At 66.2% G+C, this 17,678-nt stretch carries 11 protein-coding genes and 2 pseudogenes; 6 read left to right on the top strand and 7 right to left on the bottom strand.

The window, feature by feature from the left end; all coding sequences use genetic code 11:
• Positions 1-13: 13 nt before the first annotated feature.
• The 3 genes and pseudogenes from ACMGDH_RS05255 to dnaK all read right to left on the bottom strand — a co-directional run bounded on the left by ACMGDH_RS05255 (position 14) and on the right by dnaK (position 4,173).
• Positions 14-901, bottom strand: a complete 888-nt coding sequence (locus ACMGDH_RS05255; RefSeq protein ID WP_436826850.1) for a tail fiber protein — start codon at positions 899-901, stop codon at positions 14-16.
• A gap of 103 nt (positions 902-1,004) precedes the next feature.
• Positions 1,005-2,124: pseudogene (gene dnaJ, locus ACMGDH_RS05250) on the bottom strand (molecular chaperone DnaJ).
• A 132-nt stretch (positions 2,125-2,256) separates the two neighbouring features.
• The gene (gene dnaK, locus ACMGDH_RS05245) at positions 2,257-4,173 is read right to left on the bottom strand and encodes a molecular chaperone DnaK (protein WP_436826849.1); all 1,917 of its coding nucleotides are present in this window, start codon (positions 4,171-4,173) and stop codon (positions 2,257-2,259) included.
• Between the two features lie 176 nt (positions 4,174-4,349).
• Between dnaK and ACMGDH_RS05240 the strand changes: the two genes are divergently transcribed.
• The 5 genes and pseudogenes from ACMGDH_RS05240 (at position 4,350) to ACMGDH_RS05220 (ending at position 7,926) form a co-directional block, all read left to right on the top strand.
• Positions 4,350-4,793, top strand: a complete 444-nt coding sequence (locus ACMGDH_RS05240) for a copper chaperone PCu(A)C (protein ID WP_436826848.1) — start codon at positions 4,350-4,352, stop codon at positions 4,791-4,793.
• A gap of 85 nt (positions 4,794-4,878) precedes the next feature.
• Entirely contained in the window at positions 4,879-5,406 is a 528-nt protein-coding gene (locus tag ACMGDH_RS05235; protein ID WP_436826847.1) for a PH domain-containing protein, read from the top strand.
• A 147-nt stretch (positions 5,407-5,553) separates the two neighbouring features.
• A pseudogene (locus ACMGDH_RS05230) lies at positions 5,554-5,901 on the top strand (YciI family protein); the annotation flags it as partial.
• 120 nt (positions 5,902-6,021) lie between these two features.
• Positions 6,022-7,278, top strand: coding sequence for an RNA polymerase sigma factor (locus tag ACMGDH_RS05225; RefSeq protein ID WP_436826846.1), 1,257 nt, complete (start codon positions 6,022-6,024; stop codon positions 7,276-7,278).
• 189 nt (positions 7,279-7,467) lie between these two features.
• Positions 7,468-7,926 carry a vgr related protein gene (locus ACMGDH_RS05220; RefSeq protein WP_436826845.1) on the top strand — a complete coding sequence of 153 codons (459 nt, stop codon included), beginning with the start codon at positions 7,468-7,470 and terminating at the stop codon, positions 7,924-7,926.
• Between the two features lie 3 nt (positions 7,927-7,929).
• On the opposite strand, the gene ACMGDH_RS05215 is transcribed toward ACMGDH_RS05220, so the two are convergent.
• From ACMGDH_RS05215 to ACMGDH_RS05205, 3 genes are all read right to left on the bottom strand, one after another.
• Positions 7,930-9,264: a hypothetical protein gene (locus tag ACMGDH_RS05215; protein ID WP_436826844.1), complete on the bottom strand. Its 1,335-nt coding sequence runs from the start codon at positions 9,262-9,264 to the stop codon at positions 7,930-7,932.
• 123 nt (positions 9,265-9,387) lie between these two features.
• A complete protein-coding gene (locus ACMGDH_RS05210; RefSeq protein WP_436826843.1) occupies positions 9,388-9,741 on the bottom strand; it encodes a group III truncated hemoglobin in 354 nt (117 codons plus the stop codon).
• 306 nt (positions 9,742-10,047) lie between these two features.
• On the bottom strand, positions 10,048-12,912 hold the full coding sequence (locus tag ACMGDH_RS05205; RefSeq protein ID WP_436826842.1) for a TonB-dependent receptor: 2,865 nt from the start codon (positions 12,910-12,912) through the stop codon (positions 10,048-10,050).
• A 329-nt stretch (positions 12,913-13,241) separates the two neighbouring features.
• Here ACMGDH_RS05205 and uvrA point away from each other — a divergent pair, with 329 nt between their 5' ends.
• On the top strand, positions 13,242-16,307 hold the full coding sequence (gene uvrA, locus ACMGDH_RS05200; protein WP_436826841.1) for an excinuclease ABC subunit UvrA: 3,066 nt from the start codon (positions 13,242-13,244) through the stop codon (positions 16,305-16,307).
• A 6-nt stretch (positions 16,308-16,313) separates the two neighbouring features.
• On the opposite strand, the gene ACMGDH_RS05195 is transcribed toward uvrA, so the two are convergent.
• A complete protein-coding gene (locus ACMGDH_RS05195) occupies positions 16,314-17,675 on the bottom strand; it encodes a reverse transcriptase domain-containing protein (RefSeq protein ID WP_436826840.1) in 1,362 nt (453 codons plus the stop codon).
• Positions 17,676-17,678 lie beyond the last annotated feature (3 nt).

Here is a 17,678-nt window from a genome sequence, read left to right as displayed (position 1 = left end):
GTCCGATGCCCGCTCAAGCGGCAGGCATCGGCATTTCCGTCTTGGCGTCGCCGATCATCCCGGGCGTCCCGCCGACGATCATCCTGCCGCGCAGATCGGGCAGGGCGAAGGCCGATCCGCCGCCGCCATAGGTGTAGCCGAGCAGCGAGAAGAGCGCCTGGAATTGCGCCTCCGGCATCATCGTGCCGTTGCACGCCATCCACCCCGCGGGCAGCTCGACTCCGGCATAGGCCAGCACCTGCCCCAGATACGCCTCATTGTCGGGGAAGCTGCCGTCGCCGCTCGGCATGGGATAAAGGCCCTCGGCGCAGATCGCGTAGTTGAGCCCCAGCCCGGGGAGGGTTCCGGGGACCTTCTGGCCCAGCGCGACGCCTTTCCCCGCGCCCACCGCTGCGGCACCGCTCAGGTTGGGCAGCGCGAAGCTGGAAACGCCGTCGCCGCCATAGAGGGTGCCGATCACCGAAAAGAGTTCGGTATAGGCGCTGATCTGGAGCAGCGAGCCGTCGCACGCCAGCCAGCCGGCCGGTGCGCGCCCACCGCCGAACGCCGCCACCGCGCCGGCGGCGGGCGCCATGCCGCCGCTCTCGGTCGCGATCATATAGGTCATCGCCAGGCTTTCCGCGCCGCTCTGCCCGGGCGCGCCTCCCACGATGCTGCGCTTGTCGAGATCGGGGAGCGCGAAATTCTGCCTCCCGTCGCCGCCATAGCTGCTGCCGTAGATCGAGTAGAGCACCGGATATTGATTGATCGACAGCAGCTGGCCCTTGGCCTGCGGCGCGTTGAAGGCCGGCCCGGCGCCGGCATAGCTCTGGATCATTCCCACGCTGAAGGCGGGCGCCCCTTCATAGGACGGATAATAGCCGTTGGTCGCAACGAGCTGCTGCACCGCAAGCGTCGACATTGCATTTCTCCCCCAGAGGCGCGGATTCGCGCCCGGGAGGAAGCTATGCCTTTCCGCATATTCCAGCAATCATGCAGGACCGGCGGACCGGAGCCGCAGGCTGTCAGCCCAGCGCCGCCTTGATCTTGGCGAAGAACCCCGTCGCTTCGGGGCATTCCTCGCCGGTCTCGGTCGCGCGGAATTCCTCGAGCAGTTCGCGTTGTCTTGCGGTGAGCTTGCTGGGCATCTCGACCTCGAGCCGCACCACCAGATCGCCGCGTCCGCGCCCCTGGAGCACGGGCATGCCCGCGCCGCGCTGGCGCACTTCGCGGCCGGGCTGGGTGCCCGGCGCGATCCGGATCGCGATCTTCTCCCCGTCGAGTGCGGGAAGCTCGATCTCGCCGCCCAGCGCGGCCGTGGTGAAGCTGATCGGCGCGCGCATAGAGCGTGGTGCCCTGGCGCTCGAAGATCGCGTGCTGCTTCACATGGAGGAAGATGTAGAGGTCGCCCGCCGGCGCGCCGCGCGCGCCTGCCTCGCCTTCACCCGAAAGCCGGATGCGCGTGCCTTCGTCCACGCCCGGGGGCACGTTGATCTTGAGCGTCTTGGTCTTGTCGGTGCGCCCCTCGCCGCGGCAGTCGCGGCACGGATCGGCGATCACCTGGCCCGCGCCGTGGCACATCGGGCAGGTCCGCTCGACCATGAAGAAGCCCTGCTGCGCGCGCACCTTGCCGTGGCCGTGGCAATGGCCGCAGCTCTTGGCCTGGGTGCCCGGCGTCGCGCCGGTGCCGCTGCAGCTGTCGCACACGCCCGATACGTCGACGGTGACTTCGGTGGTGGTGCCGTGGAACGCCTCTTCCAGGCTGATTTCCATGTCGTAGCGCAGATCGGCGCCGCGCAGGTTCGGCCGGCCGCCACCGCGCCCACCCATGAACTCGCCGAACACGCTTTCGAAGATGTCGCTGAACGCCCCGAAATCGGCGTTGCCGTGCGGTCCGCCGCCGCCCATCCCGCCGTTCTTGAACGCGGCATGGCCGAACCGGTCATAGGCGGCGCGCTTCTGCGGGTCCTTCAGGCATTCATAGGCTTCGCTGATCGCCTTGAACTTGGCTTCGTGATCCTTGCACCCCCCGTTCTTGTCGGGGTGATACTTCATCGCCAGCTTGCGATAGGCGGATTTGAGCGTCGCTTCGTCCGCCCCGCGCTCGCATTCGAGCAGCTCGTAATAATCGACTTCGGTGGTCATCTAAACCCGGCCCCCGGAGATTCCCCCGTCACCCCCGCGAAAGCGGGGGCCCATCTTCCATCCGTACAGCCTAGCACGGCGGCCGGGAGATGGGTCCCCGCTTTCGCGGGGATGACGAGCGAAATCCATGTTTTACGCCTTGTTGTCGTCCACCTCGGAGAACTCGGCGTCGACGACTTCCTCGCCGCCTGCCTCCGAACCGGCCGCCTCGCCCGCGCCTGCCTGGGGCGAGGCATTCTCCGCGGCCTGCTTCTCGTAGATCGCCTGGCCGAGTTTCATCGCCACCTGCGCGAGCGCCTGCGACTTCTCGGTCATCGCGTCGGCATCGCCGCCCTCGACCGCAGACTTGGCCTCAGCGATCGCGGCCTCGATCTCGCCCTTCAGCGAAGCGTCGACCTTGTCGCCATTCTCGGCGAGCTGGCGCTCGGTGGTGTGGATCAGGCTCTCGGCGTTGTTCTTCGCCTCGGCCGCGGCGCGCCGCTTCTTGTCCTCTTCGGCGAACTTCTCGGCGTCGCGGACCATCGCTTCGATGTCGTTGTCGCTGAGCCCGCCCGAGGCCTGGATGCGGATCTGCTGCTCCTTGCCGGTGCCCTTGTCCTTGGCGGAGACGTTGACGATGCCGTTGGCGTCGATGTCGAAAGTGACTTCGATCTGCGGCACGCCGCGGGGCGCCGGGGGAATGCCGACCAGGTCGAACTGGCCGAGCATCTTGTTGTCCGCCGCCATCTCGCGCTCGCCCTGGAAGACGCGGATCGTCACTGCCTGCTGATTGTCGTCAGCGGTCGAGTAGACCTGCGACTTCTTGGTCGGGATCGTGGTGTTGCGGTCGATCATCCGGGTGAACACGCCGCCCAGCGTCTCGATGCCCAGCGACAGCGGAGTCACGTCGAGCAGCAGCACGTCCTTGACGTCGCCCTGGAGCACGCCCGCCTGGATCGCCGCGCCGATCGCCACGACTTCGTCGGGGTTCACGCCGGTGTGCGGCTCCTTGCCGAAGAACGACTTCACGATCTCGCGCACCTTGGGCATGCGCGTCATGCCGCCGACGAGCACGACTTCGTCGATCGCGTCCGCCTTGAGGCCCGCATCGGCCAGCGCCTTGCGGCACGGCTCCAGCGTGCGCTGGATCAGGTCGTCGACGAGCCGCTCGAGGTCGGCGCGCGTGATCGACTTGACCAGGTGCTTCGGCCCGTTCTGGTCGGCGGTGATGAAGGGCAGGTTGACCTCGGTGGTCGCCGCCGACGAAAGCTCGATCTTGGCCTTCTCGGCAGCTTCCTTCAGCCGCTGCAGCGCGAGCTTGTCCTTGGTCAGGTCGATGCCCTCGGCCTTCTTGAACTCGTCGGCCAGGAACTGGACGATCTTGGCGTCGAAGTCCTCGCCGCCCAGGAAGGTGTCGCCGTTGGTCGCCTTCACTTCGAACACGCCGTCGCCGATCTCGAGGATCGAGATGTCGAAGGTGCCGCCGCCAAGGTCATAGACCGCGATGGTCTTGTTGTTGTCCTTGTCCAGGCCATAGGCGAGCGCCGCGGCCGTCGGCTCGTTGATGATGCGCAGCACGTCGAGGCCCGCGATCTTGCCCGCGTCCTTGGTCGCCTGGCGCTGCGCGTCGTTGAAATAGGCCGGAACGGTGATCACGGCCTGGGTGACCGTCTCGCCCAGATACTGTTCGGCGGTCTCCTTCATCTTCTGCAGGATGAAGGCGCTGATCTGCGACGGCGAATATTCCTCGCCACCCGCCTTGACCCACGCGTCGCCATTGGGGCCGCGCGCGATCGTGTAGGGCACCAGCTCGGTGTCCTTCTTGGTCACGGGATCGTCGAAGCGGCGGCCGATCAGGCGCTTCACTGCGAAGATGGTATTGTCGGGATTGGTCACTGCCTGGCGCTTGGCCGGCTGGCCGATCAGCCGCTCGCCGTCCTTGGCGAAGGCGACGATAGACGGCGTGGTACGCGCGCCTTCCACATTCTCGATCACCTTGGGCTTGCCGCCTTCCATCACTGCGACGCAGCTGTTGGTCGTGCCCAGATCGATACCGATAACTTTAGCCATGGTCCCTCGTTGGCCCCCAGTCCGAAATCAAAAACAGTTCGAAGTCAAAAAACTTGCCTCCCGCACCCCTGAACAGGCGATGCGGCGCGGCAGTCCGTGAGCGGATATAGGTGCGGTTCGGCTTGCCGCAAGACGGAGGAAAATCTACGAAGCCCCACGCTTTGAAAGGGATGTGGATGCGCGGATTTGCCGGGATTGTTGCAGTGGCGCTGCTCGCCGCCGGATGCCAGCAGGCCCCGGCCGAGACCCGCGTCGACGGCGCCTGGGTCCGCCTCCCCGCCGTGTCCGGCCGGCCGGGCGCGGCCTATTTCACCGTCCACGGCGGATCGAAGGGCGAGACGCTGCTCCAGGTTTCCACCCCCGCCGCAGTGCGCGCCGAGCTCCACGAGACCATGGATCATGCCGGCACCAAGTCGATGCGCCCGGTCCGCGACGTGGCGGTGCCCGCGGGCGGCACGCTCGCCTTCGCGCCCGGCGGCAGGCACGTCATGCTCTTCGACATCGGCCCCAATGTGAAGCCCGGGGACACCATCCCGCTCGGCGTGGCGTTCGCCGGCGGCCGCACGATCGTCGCACCGGCCAAGGTCGTCGGCGCGGGCGATCCGCCGCCGGGGGAATAGCTTTCCCGCCTTTCCGTCCCTCGGGCCGGGGTGACGAAGCAATTGGGCAGCGCTATCCTCCCGCTCTCACGGGAGGGAGCCCAGCATGACCCAGATTCTCGATCGTTTCCGTTCGTCCACCTGGGGCTGGCTGCGCGGCACGCTCGCCGGCTGGGGCACGCTGCTGCTGCTGCTCGTGGGGCTCGGCGGCTCGATCTGGGCGCTCGCGCAGCGGCCGGTCGAAGGCTGGGCCTGGCTTTTCCCCGCGATGCTCGCCGCGGGAATCGCGATCTTCCTCGCCAAATGGTTCGGCAATCTCGCCACCACCTATGTGGTCACCGAAGACCGGCTGATCCTCCACAAGGGCATCTTCGTGAAGTCGATCGACGAGGTCGAGCTCTACCGCGTCAAGAATGTCCGCATCGATTTCTCGCTGATCAACCAGATGGCCGACATCGGCTCGATCGGCATCGTCTCTTCCGACGAGACGACGCAGGGCGCCCCGCTGGTGCTGCGCCACGTAGACCGCGCCCGCACACGCCGCGAGCAGCTGCGCGACCTGGTCAACGCCGCCCGCAGCAGCCGCGGCGTGCGCGAGATCGACATGATCCACGAGGATATCGACCGCATCTGACCTTCGTTCGCACATCCGCGAAATTGGGGAGCCGCCACGCTTCGATACGATCGCAGAAAATTTTTTCGCGGCCCTGTCGAATCCGCCGCAACCCGTTCGTCGTGTGAGCGAGGCCGCATGGGCTTCGATGACCCAAGGAGACGAAAGATGCGTGTAATGGTATTCGTGAAGGCGACCGAGGACAGCGAAGCGGGCGCCCCGCCCCCGCCCGGACTGTTCGAGGAAATGGGCAAGTTCAACGAGGAGCTGATCGCTGCCGGCGTGATGCTCGGCGGCGAGGGCCTCAAGCCTACGTCGCAGGCCAAGCGCGTCGCGTTCGACGGCCCGAGCCGGTCCGTGATCGACGGCCCCTTCGCCGAGACGCGCGAGCTGGTCGCCGGCTATTGGCTCTGGGAAGTCAAGGACATGGCCGAAGCCGTCGAATGGGTGAAGCGCTGCCCCAATCCGATGCCGGGGCCGAGCGAGATCGAGATCCGCCCGGTCTATGAGCTGGCCGATCTGGAAAAGTGGATGACTCCCGAAAGCGCGGAGATCCACGACCACAACCGCGAGCAGCTCGAAAAGCGCTGACGCTGCGGGTCGCCGCCGCTTCCCCGATCGGCTATCCGACGGAGCATGGCGGCGACCCCAGCCCTAGAGGCCGTCGAGGCGGTCTTCCGGATCGAGCGCGCGCGGCTGATCGCCGGGCTGGCGCGGATGACGCGCGACATGGACGCCGCCGAGGACCTGGCGCAGGACGCGCTCATCGCCGCGATCGCCGAATGGCCGAGGAGCGGCATCCCCGATCGCCCCGGCGCCTGGCTGATGGCAACCGCCAAGCGCCGTGCGATCGACGGTTTCCGCCGCGCGGCGATGGCGGAGCGCAAGCACGCCGAGATCGGCCGCGAGGCCGAGGGCGAAGCCGACCGCTCGATCGAGCGAATCGAGGCTGCGATGGACGACGATGTCGGCGACGAGCTGCTCGCGCTGATCTTCACCGCCTGCCATCCGATCCTGTCGGCGGAGGCACGCGCCGCGCTCACGCTGCGGCTGATCGGCGGGCTCACCACCGCGGAGATCGCGCGCGCCTTCCTCTCCACCGAAACCACGATCGCGCAGCGCATCGTCCGCGCCAAGAAGACCATTGGCAGCGCCGGCCTGGGGTTCGAGGTCCCCCGCGGCCCCGATCGCGCCGCGCGCCTCGCCTCGGTGCTCGAGGTCGTCTACCTGATCTTCAACGAAGGCTATGCGGCCACCGCGGGTGAAGACCTGATCCGCCCCGCGCTCTGCGCCGAGGCACAGCGGCTCGGCCGCATCCTCGCCGGCCTCGCGCCAGAGGAGGCCGAGGTCTGGGGGCTGCTCGCGCTGATGGAGCTCCAGGCCTCGCGCCTCGCCGCACGCGTGGGGCCAGACGGCGCCGCCATACCCCTCCCCGAGCAGAACCGCGCGCGCTGGGATCAGCTCCTCATCCGCCGCGGCCTCGCTGCGCTGGAGCGCGCCGAGGCGCTCGACGACACCGGCCCCTATGCCCTCCAGGCCGCGATCGCCGCCTGCCACGCACGCGCGCACCGGCCGGAGGATACCGACTGGCCGCGGATCGCCGGCCTCTACGATCGCCTCGCCGCAGCGATGCCGTCGCCGGTGGTCGAGCTCAACCGCGCCGTCGCGTATTGCATGGCGTTCGGCCCCGCGGCCGGGCTCGCGCTGGTCGACGCCATCGCCGACGCCGCGGCGCTCCGCAACTACGCCCCGCTCCCCGCCGCCCGCGGCGACTTCCTGTTCCGCGCCGGCCGACTCGCGGAGGCGCGCGAAGCCTTCGAAGCAGCCGCCGCCCTCAGCACCAACACCCGCGAACGCGACTTCCTCCTCCGCCGCGCGGCGGCCTGCGGGTGAGGCGCAATCCTCCCCTGCCAGGGGGAGGTGGCATGCGAAGCATGACGGAGGGGGAGGTAAGCGACCAACCAACGGCGTGCGTCCTCCCCCTCCGACGCCTTCGGCGCCACCTCACCCCTTGCGGAGGAGGATTGATGGCTCGCAAGCTCGCCGCTTCCGACATGCGCCAAAAGTCGATACCCCTCCCCCATGACCACCCGCCCCCTCACCGAAGGCGAGACTCGCCTTGCCGCCTCCGTGTTCGGCGACGCGATCGACTATCGCACCGCCCGGGTCGCAAACCGCAAATGGGCCTTCTTCCAGCCTGCCGGCACCACCATGGCGCCGCTCGGCACGATCCATTTCCACCCCAGGGGCGGGCTCTATCACGAGGATTTCAGCCAGGCGGAGCTCGGCGTCCAGGGACTGTTCGTCCATGAGCTGGTGCACATCTGGCAGCATCAGAAGGGCATCTTCCTGCCGCTCAGGCGCCATCCCTTCTGCCGCTATGCCTATGCGCTCAAGCCCGGGCAGAAGTTCGAGAAATACGGGCTCGAGCAGCAGGCCGAGATCGTCCGCCACGCATTCCTGCTGCGCCACGGCGCGCAGGTCCCCGGCGCGCCTTCGCTCAGCCAGTACGAGAGCCTGCTCCCCTTCCGACCCGCCTGAGGTTCACTCCACCCGTTCGCTGCGCGGATCGAGCCCGAGCTTGGGCGGCCGCGGAGGCGCCGGGCGAGGCTGGGCGGCCGGACGCGGTTGCGGCGCCGGACGCGCAGCAGCCGGGGGTGCGCTGCGCGGCGGCTGGGTGATGCGGGGCCGCGGCTGGGCTGCAGGCGGCGTCATGCGCGGAGCCGAAGTTCCCGCCCCCGCCGGACGCTCGCGAGACCAGGGCCTCCCCTCGGGACGCGGGCGCGGGGTCGCAGGCGCCGTATTCTCAGCCCCGCCGGGCCGCGGACGCGGACGCCAGAGCCCTCCGCCGGGGCGGCGCGGCCGCTCGCCCGCCGCGGGAGGCACGGGCACGGTCGCACCTGGCTCGGCGGCTTCGATGGGCTCGCGCGCGACCGGCTTGTCGGGACGCGGGCGCGGGCGATCCGGCCGGCGCGGGCCGTTCCAGTCCGGGCGCGGCCGATCGGGCCTACCCGCCCCGGGCTGGCGCGGACCATCGGGACGGTCCGGTCGCCCCACGCCCGGCCGGTTCGACCCGCCGGGACGGTCCGGACGATCAGGCCGCGCCTCGCCCGGGCGCCGCCAGCGGCCCGGCGGCGGTCCTTCGAACCCGCCCGCGCGCCAGCGGCGGAACGCTTCGGAAAGGTCGCGCCGCCGCAGCTGCTCGGCTTCGATCCGGTGGCGCCAGTCGCTCGCGCGCACCTTCTCGCGGTGGCGGCGCCATTCGGGATAGCGCTGCGGGCCCGTATCCCAGATCTGGATCATGCTGGTGAAGAGCAGCGGGCTGGTGTCGATCCACGCCTGGGTATCCACCGGCTCCCACTGCCCCTGGGTCAGCGTCGCGCGGATCCGCCGCGCCCGCGCGAACAGCGCCATCGCCTCGGTCAGATAGGCCGCGCCCTCCGCCCGCGGCAGCGCCCCGCCGTCGGGGCCATAGACCACCGCCACCTGGTCGCCCTCGAAGCCGAAGCTGCGCCCCGGCTCCACCGCCAGGAACGGCGCCATCTCGTCCGGCTCGAAATAATAGCTGCGCATGCCGTCGCGCCCGTCCTCGACGACGATCCAGTAACCCGCCTCGGTCTGCCACGCCCAGGGCTCGGCGCCTTCGAAGGCGAAGCTGTGGTCGGGCGGCGCGTCGCCGATCGCTTCCCACAGCGAGTCCGCGCGGTCGATATAGGCATAGGCGTCGACCACCTCGGCGGCGGTATAGGCAGGCACCGGCACGGGCGCATAGCCATAGCCGTCGCCATAGCCTGCCCCATAATCGCTCATCGTGCACGCCGACAGCGCCAGCGCCGCGACGCCGATCGCTCCCAGCCGCATCCTCTGCCCTCGCCGCATCTCGGCCTCCTGTTACGTGCGCCCAGCATCCGCCCGGGTCACTGAACGCCGGCTGACCGTTGCTGCGCAGTAACCGGTTGAATTTGCAAGGCCGTCCCAATCCGGGCCGCCTAGGGAGCGCCTTCACAGCCGCAGGAACAGCGCCAGGCTCAGGCCCTCGCCGATCTTCTCGGCCTTCTCCGCGATCGCTTCCGCCTCGCCGGGCGGAAACACCTCCGCCGCGGTCTCACGCCACAGCGCCAGCCAGCGCACGAACATCTCGGGCGTCAGCCGTGCGCCGTGCTTCAGGTGCGCCGCCACCGGGCTGCCCTTGTAGCGTCCGCTCGTCAGCATCACCGAAGACCAGAAGGCCTGGATCCTGCCCAGATGGTGCGGCCAGTCTTCCACGGCGTCGTCGAACACCGGCCCCAGCAGCGCGTCGACCCGCGCCCGGGCGTAGAATTGTTCCACCTGTTCGGCGAGCTGTTCCTCGGTCATGCCGCGCGCGATACACCGGCACCGCCGCCCTGCCGATGCGACAAAAGGTCTCAGCGCCTGTTTGCGGTACCTGCCCGCTCCCCCACCCGGCCACCCATAGGATACTGGCGTGGGTGGCCGGGTGGGGAGCGGGCGGAGCAGCCCAAGGTTCCGGCGATGCGCAGCATCGATGGAAAGGCTGCGGAGGGCGGTGCCGCCTGGAAATGCGCTCTTCCGCGCATTTCCAAACAGACTCTCAGCGCGCCGGAGCGCGCGATGCCGGAAGGGGGAGGATGCCACGACAGTGGCACACCTCCCCCACCCCGCTCAGAACGAAGCGCGGACGCCGAAATTATACCGTGCGCCGGTGTCCTGGAGCATCAGGAAGCGGTCCTCGATCACCGACCATTCCTCCACGCGCGCGTTGGTGATGTTGACGCCCTGGACATAGAGCTGGAAGTTCGGCGTCACGTCATAGGCCAGGTTGAAATCGAGCTGGCCATAGGCCGATCGGTTGCGCGGCCGCGCCTGGTCCGAACGGCAGGCGCGCAGATAGTCCGAGCGCCAGTTGTAGGAAGCGCGCGCCGACACGCCGTACTTCTCATAGAATACGCTGCCGTTGGCCGAATGCGGCGACAGGCCGTTGTAGCCGCACTCATAGTCGGACAGCGCGATGTCGCGATTGGCCTCGCTTTCGACATAGGTGTAGTTGCCCGCCAGGCCGAAGCCCGATGCGAATCCGTCGAGGAAGTCGAACGCATATTGGCCGCCCACCTCGATCCCGCGGATGAAGCCGGTCTGGCCGTTGCGCGTGCGGGTATCCTGGAACACCCGCCCGAACCGCTCGACCGGCAGCGTCTGGAGCTCGAGGAAGTCGCTCAGGTTCTTGTAGAATCCGCCGATGCTCAGATAGCTGACCGGCGACAGATACCATTCCAGCGACAGGTCGTAGTTGGTCGACTTGAACGGCTGCAGCGAAGGATTGCCGCCGCTCGACAGCGGCACGGACACGCGCCCGCCGAACGAATTGTCCACGCCCAGATCGGTCAGCGTCGGCCGGGTCACCGTCTGCGAAAAGGCCGCGCGCGCGATCAGATTCTCGGTCAGATTCACCTTCAGGTTGGCCGAGGGCAGCGCGTTGACATAGCTGTTGCGCACCGAGACCGGCACGGCCTCGCCGAACTGATATTGCAGCGTGTCGTCGCCGGGGGTGTTGGTGATGTTCAGCACCGGCTGGGCGAACCCGCGCGAGAGGGTCTGGGTGCGGACCACGCGGATGCCGGCGTTGCCCGACCAGTTGGTTCCGCCGAAGTCCATCGCGAAATAGGCCGCCGTCACTTCTTCCTGCACGTCGAGCCGGCTGTTCAGGTTCTCGCGCACGCCATAGGGCCCGCCCGGCAGCGCCAGCAGCCGCGCGGCCTCCGCCGCCTGCTCCTCGGCGGTGCGCCCCTGCCGCGGGCGGGCGAGGTTCGCCGGATCGGACATGAACGCGATCACCGCGCGCGGATCATAGGTGAAGAATTGCGCAGGCACATTCTCGCTGCCCGAGACGCCCGTCAGGAAGTCGTCGAGCATGAAGGGCTGGAGCAGCGAGGGGTCCATCGGGATCTCATAGCCGCAATAGGCGCAGTTCCCGTCCCGGTTGCTCTGGTTGCGGCGCACCTTGCTGCGATCGGAATAGAAGAAGCCGATCCGCACTGCCTTCAGCGGGCTGTCGTGCACCCTGAGCTTGGTGTCGAGGTGGAATTCGGAGCCCTTGTCCTCCACGCGATTGTCGTCGACTCCGGTGAAGTGCGCGCGCATCAGCGAGGGATCGGTGATGTTGCCCGAATTGGAGACGATCGGCAGGTCGTTGCCCTTGTTCAGATCGAAGCGCGGGCTGGTCTGCGCCAGCGATCCGACCACCACGAACATCCCCGGCGCGCGCTGCTTGGCGCGCGTGGTGGAGGCGTCGAACTGCACCTCCACGTCCTCCGACGGGTTCCATTTCAGGTTGCCGCCGATCTGGTAGCTGTTGGTCAGCCGCTCGCTGGGATTGACGATATTGTCGTTCTGCGAAAGCGACACCGCGTCCGCCAGCGCCGGATTGGCGGCCAGGAACTGCTGGCCCGGGCGGTTGAAGCCCAGCACGGTGCCGTTCTCGTCCGTCTCCATGCCGATGTAGGGGGCGGAGAAGAAGTTCGCGAAGATGTTGCGGTCGCTATAGACGTCGAACTTCGAATAGATGCCGTCCAGGGTCACCAGCAGCGTGTCGGTCACCTGCGCCTGGAAGGTGCCCGAGACGTTGATGCGCTTGCGGCGGTCGAGCTGGCGCGCGAACTGGACGTTCTGCGGCGTATGCACGTCGCCGGGCGTGGTGACGATCGCGCCGGGGGTAAGCCCGGTCGAATCCGCGGTCCCGTTCACCACCCGCTGCGGCCCGAACAGCCAGCCTTCGGTGCGCACATAGTCGAGCTGGCTGTAGCGGTCGGTGTAGGACCCCGCCAGCACGATGCCGATCGTCTTGTCTTCGTTGGTGTAGGAGGTGACCGCCGACAGATCGGGGCTCACCTTGTCGCGCAGCGTGTCATAGATGCCGCCCGCCGATGCGGCGATGTGGAAGCCGCTGCGCCCTTCCAGCGGGCGGGCGGTGATGATGTTCACCGTCGCGCCGATTCCGCCTTCCTGCAGCTCGGCCACGCTCGACTTGTAGACGTCGGTACGCTGGATCATGTTCGAGGACAGCACGTCGAACGAGAATTCGCGCCCCGGATTGTCGGTCGCCATCACGCGGCCGTTGACCAGCACCGTGTTGAACTCGGGCCCCAGCCCGCGGACGGTGATGAACTGGCCCTCGCCGCCCGAACGATCGATCGCCACGCCGGTGATGCGCTGGAGCGATTCGGCGATGTTGGCGTCGGGAAACTTGCCGACGTCCTCGGCCGAGATGCTGTCGACGATCAGCTCGGCGTCACGCTTGACTCGCGCCGAAGAGGCAAGGCTGCCGCGGATGCCGGTCACCACCACTTCGTCGGCGGGCGGCGCGTCCTGCGCCGCGTCTGCGGCGGAGGAGGCGGGATCGGGCGTTTCCTGTGAAGCTGCGGGGGTGTCGGTCGGTCCGGAAGATAAGGTTGCGTCTTGTAGTTGTGCCAGCACCGGTGTGGAGATCGTCAACGCACTTACGAGCAATCCTGCCTTGAACGACAACTTCATACTTCTCTCCCTTTTACAACGCTTTTTGGTGCTGACGCGATCAAGCCAGACCGTGCCCCCGAACGTATCATTTATATGATTAAGGCTACTGACAACCTTGACATTGTAAAGTCGTAGAGCCGGAGTTGCGGCGTTCCTTTCCGGCAGCCCGTCGCAAAAACCGTGGGTTGTACCGCGTTCTGCGCAAGTTTCGGGTGGGGCATCTTCCTGGCTCGGGAGACTCGAAATCGCCGCTCCGCCTCCCTATCTGCCCTCTGGAATCTCCCAAAGAACAAAGCTAGAACCACCGGCATGGCACTCATCACCATCGCTCAGCATAGGTGTTCCGTATGCTGACCCACATAAGCGTCCGCGGCGCGCGCGAGCACAATCTCAAGGGCGTGGATGTCGATATCCCGCGCGATACGCTCACGGTGATCACCGGCCTGTCCGGCTCGGGCAAATCCTCGCTCGCGTTCGACACCATCTATGCCGAGGGGCAGCGCCGCTACGTCGAGTCGCTCAGCGCCTATGCGCGCCAGTTCCTCGAGATGATGCAGAAGCCCGATGTCGATCATATCGAGGGCCTCTCGCCTGCCATCTCGATCGAGCAGAAGACCACCAGCCGCAACCCGCGCTCGACCGTGGCCACGGTCACCGAGATCTACGATTACATGCGCCTGCTGTGGGCGCGCGTCGGCATCCCCTATTCGCCCGCGACCGGCCTGCCGATCGCCGCGCAGACCGTCAGCCAGATGGTCGATCGCGTCCTCGCGCTTCCCGAGGGCACCCGCCTGCTCCTCCTCGCCCCCGTCGTCCGCGGCCGCAAGGGCGAGTACCGCAAGGAGCTCGCCGAGTGGCAGAAGGCCGGCTTCCAGCGCGTCCGCATCGACGGCGAGACCTATCTGATCGAGGACGCCCCCGCGCTCGACAAGAAGTACAAGCACGACATCGAAGTGGTGGTCGATCGCCTCGTCGTCGGCCCCAGCATCGCCACGCGCCTGGCGGAGAGCTTCGAGCAGGCGCTCAAGCTCGCCGAGGGGCTGGCCTACGTCGACCTGGTGGATACGACGGTGGCGGAGCTTGCTTCTCCCCTCCCGCTTGCGGGAGGGGCCGGGGGTGGGCGCCCGGCCTCCGCGAGCGAAGGTCTCGAAGGAGAGCGGGCACCCACCCCCCAGCCCCCTCCCGCAAGCGGGAAGGGGAGCGTGCAGGAGGCGCGCGGCACCTTCACCGCCGACATCGGCGGCGCGATGAAGGGCGCCGGCATCCCCGACAACCGCATCGTCTTCTCCGAAAAGTTCGCCTGCCCCGTCAGCGGCTTCACGATCGCCGAGATCGAGCCGCGCCTGTTCAGCTTCAACGCCCCGCAGGGCGCCTGCCCCGCGTGCGACGGCCTCGGCGAGAAGCTGGTGTTCGACGAGGACCTCGTCGTCCCCAACCACGACCTCACGATCAAGAAGGGCGCGATCGTCCCTTGGGCCAAGTCCAATCCCCCGTCGCCCTATTACATGCAGGTGCTGGGCAGCCTCGCCCGCGAGTTCGGCTTCAGCCTCGACACGCCGTGGAAGGACCTCCCCGGCGAGGTCCGGCTGATCATCCTCCACGGCACCGGCGGCAAGCCGGTCACGCTCACCTTCGTCGACGGCCGCAAGAGCTACGACGTGCGCAAGCCCTTCGAAGGCGTGATCGGCAACCTCAACCGCCGCATGCTCCAGACCGAGTCCGCCTGGATGCGCGAGGAGCTGAGCAAGTACCAGGCATCGCACCCCTGCGAGACCTGCGGCGGCGCGCGCCTCAAGCCCGAGGCGCTGGCGGTCAAGGTCGCCGGCCGCGACATCTCCAGCGTCACCCGCCTCTCGGTGGTCGACGCGGTCGCCTGGTACCAGAACCTCCCCGAGCACCTCACCGATCAGCAGCGCGAGATCGCCCGCGCGATCCTCAAGGAGATCGACGAGCGCCTCGGCTTCCTCAACAACGTCGGGCTCGATTACCTCAACCTCGATCGCACCAGCGGCACCCTCTCGGGCGGCGAGAGCCAGCGCATCCGCCTCGCCAGCCAGATCGGCTCGGGCCTGTCGGGCGTGCTCTACGTCCTCGACGAGCCCAGCATCGGCCTCCACCAGCGCGACAACGACATGCTGCTCGCCACGCTCAAGCGCCTGCGCGACCTCGGCAACACCGTGCTCGTCGTCGAGCATGACGAGGATGCGATCCGCACCGCCGACTATGTCATCGACATGGGGCCGGGCGCGGGCGTCCACGGCGGGGAGGTGGTCGCGCGCGGCAGCCTCGATCAGGTCCTCGCCACCCCGGGCAGCATCACCGCCGACTATCTGAACGGCACGCGCGAGGTTCCCCTCCCCGCAAAGCGCCGCAAGGGCACCGGCAAGAAGCTGACGGTCCACAACGCCACCGCGAACAACCTCACCGGCGTCACCGCCAGCATCCCCCTCGGCACCTTCACCTGCATCACCGGCGTCTCGGGCTCGGGCAAGTCGAGCTTCACGATCGACACGCTCTACGCCGCCGCCGCGCGTCAGCTCAACGGCGCGCGCCTGCTCGCGGGCAAGCACGACAAGATCACCGGGCTCGAGCATTGCGACAAGGTGATCGACATCGATCAGTCGCCGATCGGCCGCACCCCGCGCTCGAACCCGGCCACCTACACCGGCGCCTTCACCAACATCCGCGACTGGTTCGCGGGGCTCCCCGAGGCGCAGGCGCGCGGCTACAAGCCCGGCCGCTTCAGCTTCAACGTCAAGGGCGGCCGCTGCGAGGCGTGCCAGGGCGACGGCGTGCTCAAGATCGAGATGCACTTCCTCCCCGACGTCTATGTCACCTGCGACGTCTGCCACGGCCAGCGCTACAACCGCGAGACGCTGGAGGTGAAGTTCAAGGGCCGCAGCATCGCCGACGTGCTCGACATGACCGTCGAGGACGCGGTCGAGTTCTTCAAGGCGGTCCCGCCGATCCGCGACAAGATGGCGATGCTCGCCGAAGTCGGCCTCGGCTACGTCAAGGTCGGCCAGCAGGCGACCACGCTCTCGGGCGGCGAGGCGCAGCGCGTCAAGCTCGCCAAGGAGCTCGCCCGCCGCGCCACCGGCAACACGCTCTACATCCTCGACGAGCCCACCACCGGCCTCCATTTCGAGGACGTCCGCAAACTGCTGGAAGTGCTCCACGCGCTGGTCGAGCAGGGCAACACGGTGGTCGTCATCGAGCACAACCTCGACGTCATCAAGACCGCCGACTGGATCCTCGACCTGGGCCCCGAGGGCGGGGTCAAGGGCGGCGAGGTCGTCGCCGAGGGCACCCCCGAGGAGGTCGCCAAGGCGCCGCGGAGCTATACGGGGAAGTATCTGGCGCCGCTGCTCAAGCCGCGCAAGGCGGGACGGGAAGCGGTGGCGGCGGAGTAATTCTTGTTAGGAGAAATTGCCGACGTCTTGTTCCAAGTCTTGGACTTCTCTGGATATGAGACGGCTAAACTCCTGCTCGATCGCTTGGACGTCCCACGCGCCAACTTCCTCTAGTGATAACTTTCCTCCTGATAGAGCCGCTATTGCGGCAGCTTTGTCATTGGAATTGAATGCATCAAAGTTTGGAATATATGCGCTATTCGTTAGATTAAAGCGTATTTCATGATAGGTTTTTATAAAACGCTTTATTTCACCTAATCTATTTTCTGGAAATCCACATCGTATGAGCTGCGCCCTCACAAACGCATCAAGGTGGGATAATTGCTTTTTATCCTCCGTGTAGGAGAAAAACATCATCCACCCCCTCTTTTTCCCATCAACCTGACATCCCGTTATCTTGAGATTCAGGCGAAAAATCAATCTATCGATGCTCTTTCGATAATTGTAATCGGTGATAACCTTCAAAAGGTTCTTAAACATCTTCCGATAGGACGAACTTCTTATAGAAATCTCGCTCTCGCAAATTCTATAACCCAGAAAATCGACACCGTCTTTGACTGGACTAATTTCTGTTTTTCCAGCGACGCCCTTCTTATGGATTATAAGACCCCTACTGCTAAGAGCTCTACCAATAGATTCTAATTGGCTATCGGCATCTTTAGTATCACATATCAAAAGTATATCATCGACATATCGGAAGTAGTTTGTATTTTTGGATAATTGCTTTTTGTCGAACCTTATCATATAGAGCGAAGATAGGGCTCCAGAGATACTAAGTCCTTGCGGAATGCCTCGGGGATTTGCTTCTTTAGCTGACCCCGTCGGAGTGGAAACTGCTTGCGAACATAGGTTCAAAACCATGTCATCCAGAGAAAAGTGCCGCATTTCTCGCTCAAGAATGGCATGGGAAATGCTAGGAAAGAAGTTCTTAACGTCAACTCGAACAAACGATTTCGAGGTTTGATCACCAGTGCGAATCGCCGCAGCGACCCGACTCACCAATGCGTGTGGCGATGAGCCGCGGGTGTCAGGAACGTGACTATGCAGCAATTGGCATATGGCACGGAGCGTAAGACGATCGCGAACGGTCGGAATCGAAATTTGCCGGGGCTCTCTGTCCGCCCCGCGCAAAATCAACCGTTCTTTGAAGGTCGTGAACTTGTAAGAACCAGAAGCCACCCGCTTTTCGATGAGCGCAGCCTCTGTAGTCAACACCTCTTCAAATCTGCCAACGCGTACACCGTCCTTGCCGGCAGCTCGTGATTTGGCGATTTTAGATTGAAAAAGCTCGATAAGGTGAGCCGCTTTGAAGTGATCCTTCTGAGGAAGGGGAGCACTCGACTGCTCGAGAAAGGATAATAGATCCATCAT

The sequence above is a fragment of the Sphingomonas radicis genome (assembly GCF_051400635.1).
In the GTDB taxonomy this organism is placed as follows: Bacteria; Pseudomonadota; Alphaproteobacteria; order Sphingomonadales; family Sphingomonadaceae; genus Sphingomonas.
This window is presented reverse-complemented; position numbering and strand designations above follow the sequence as displayed.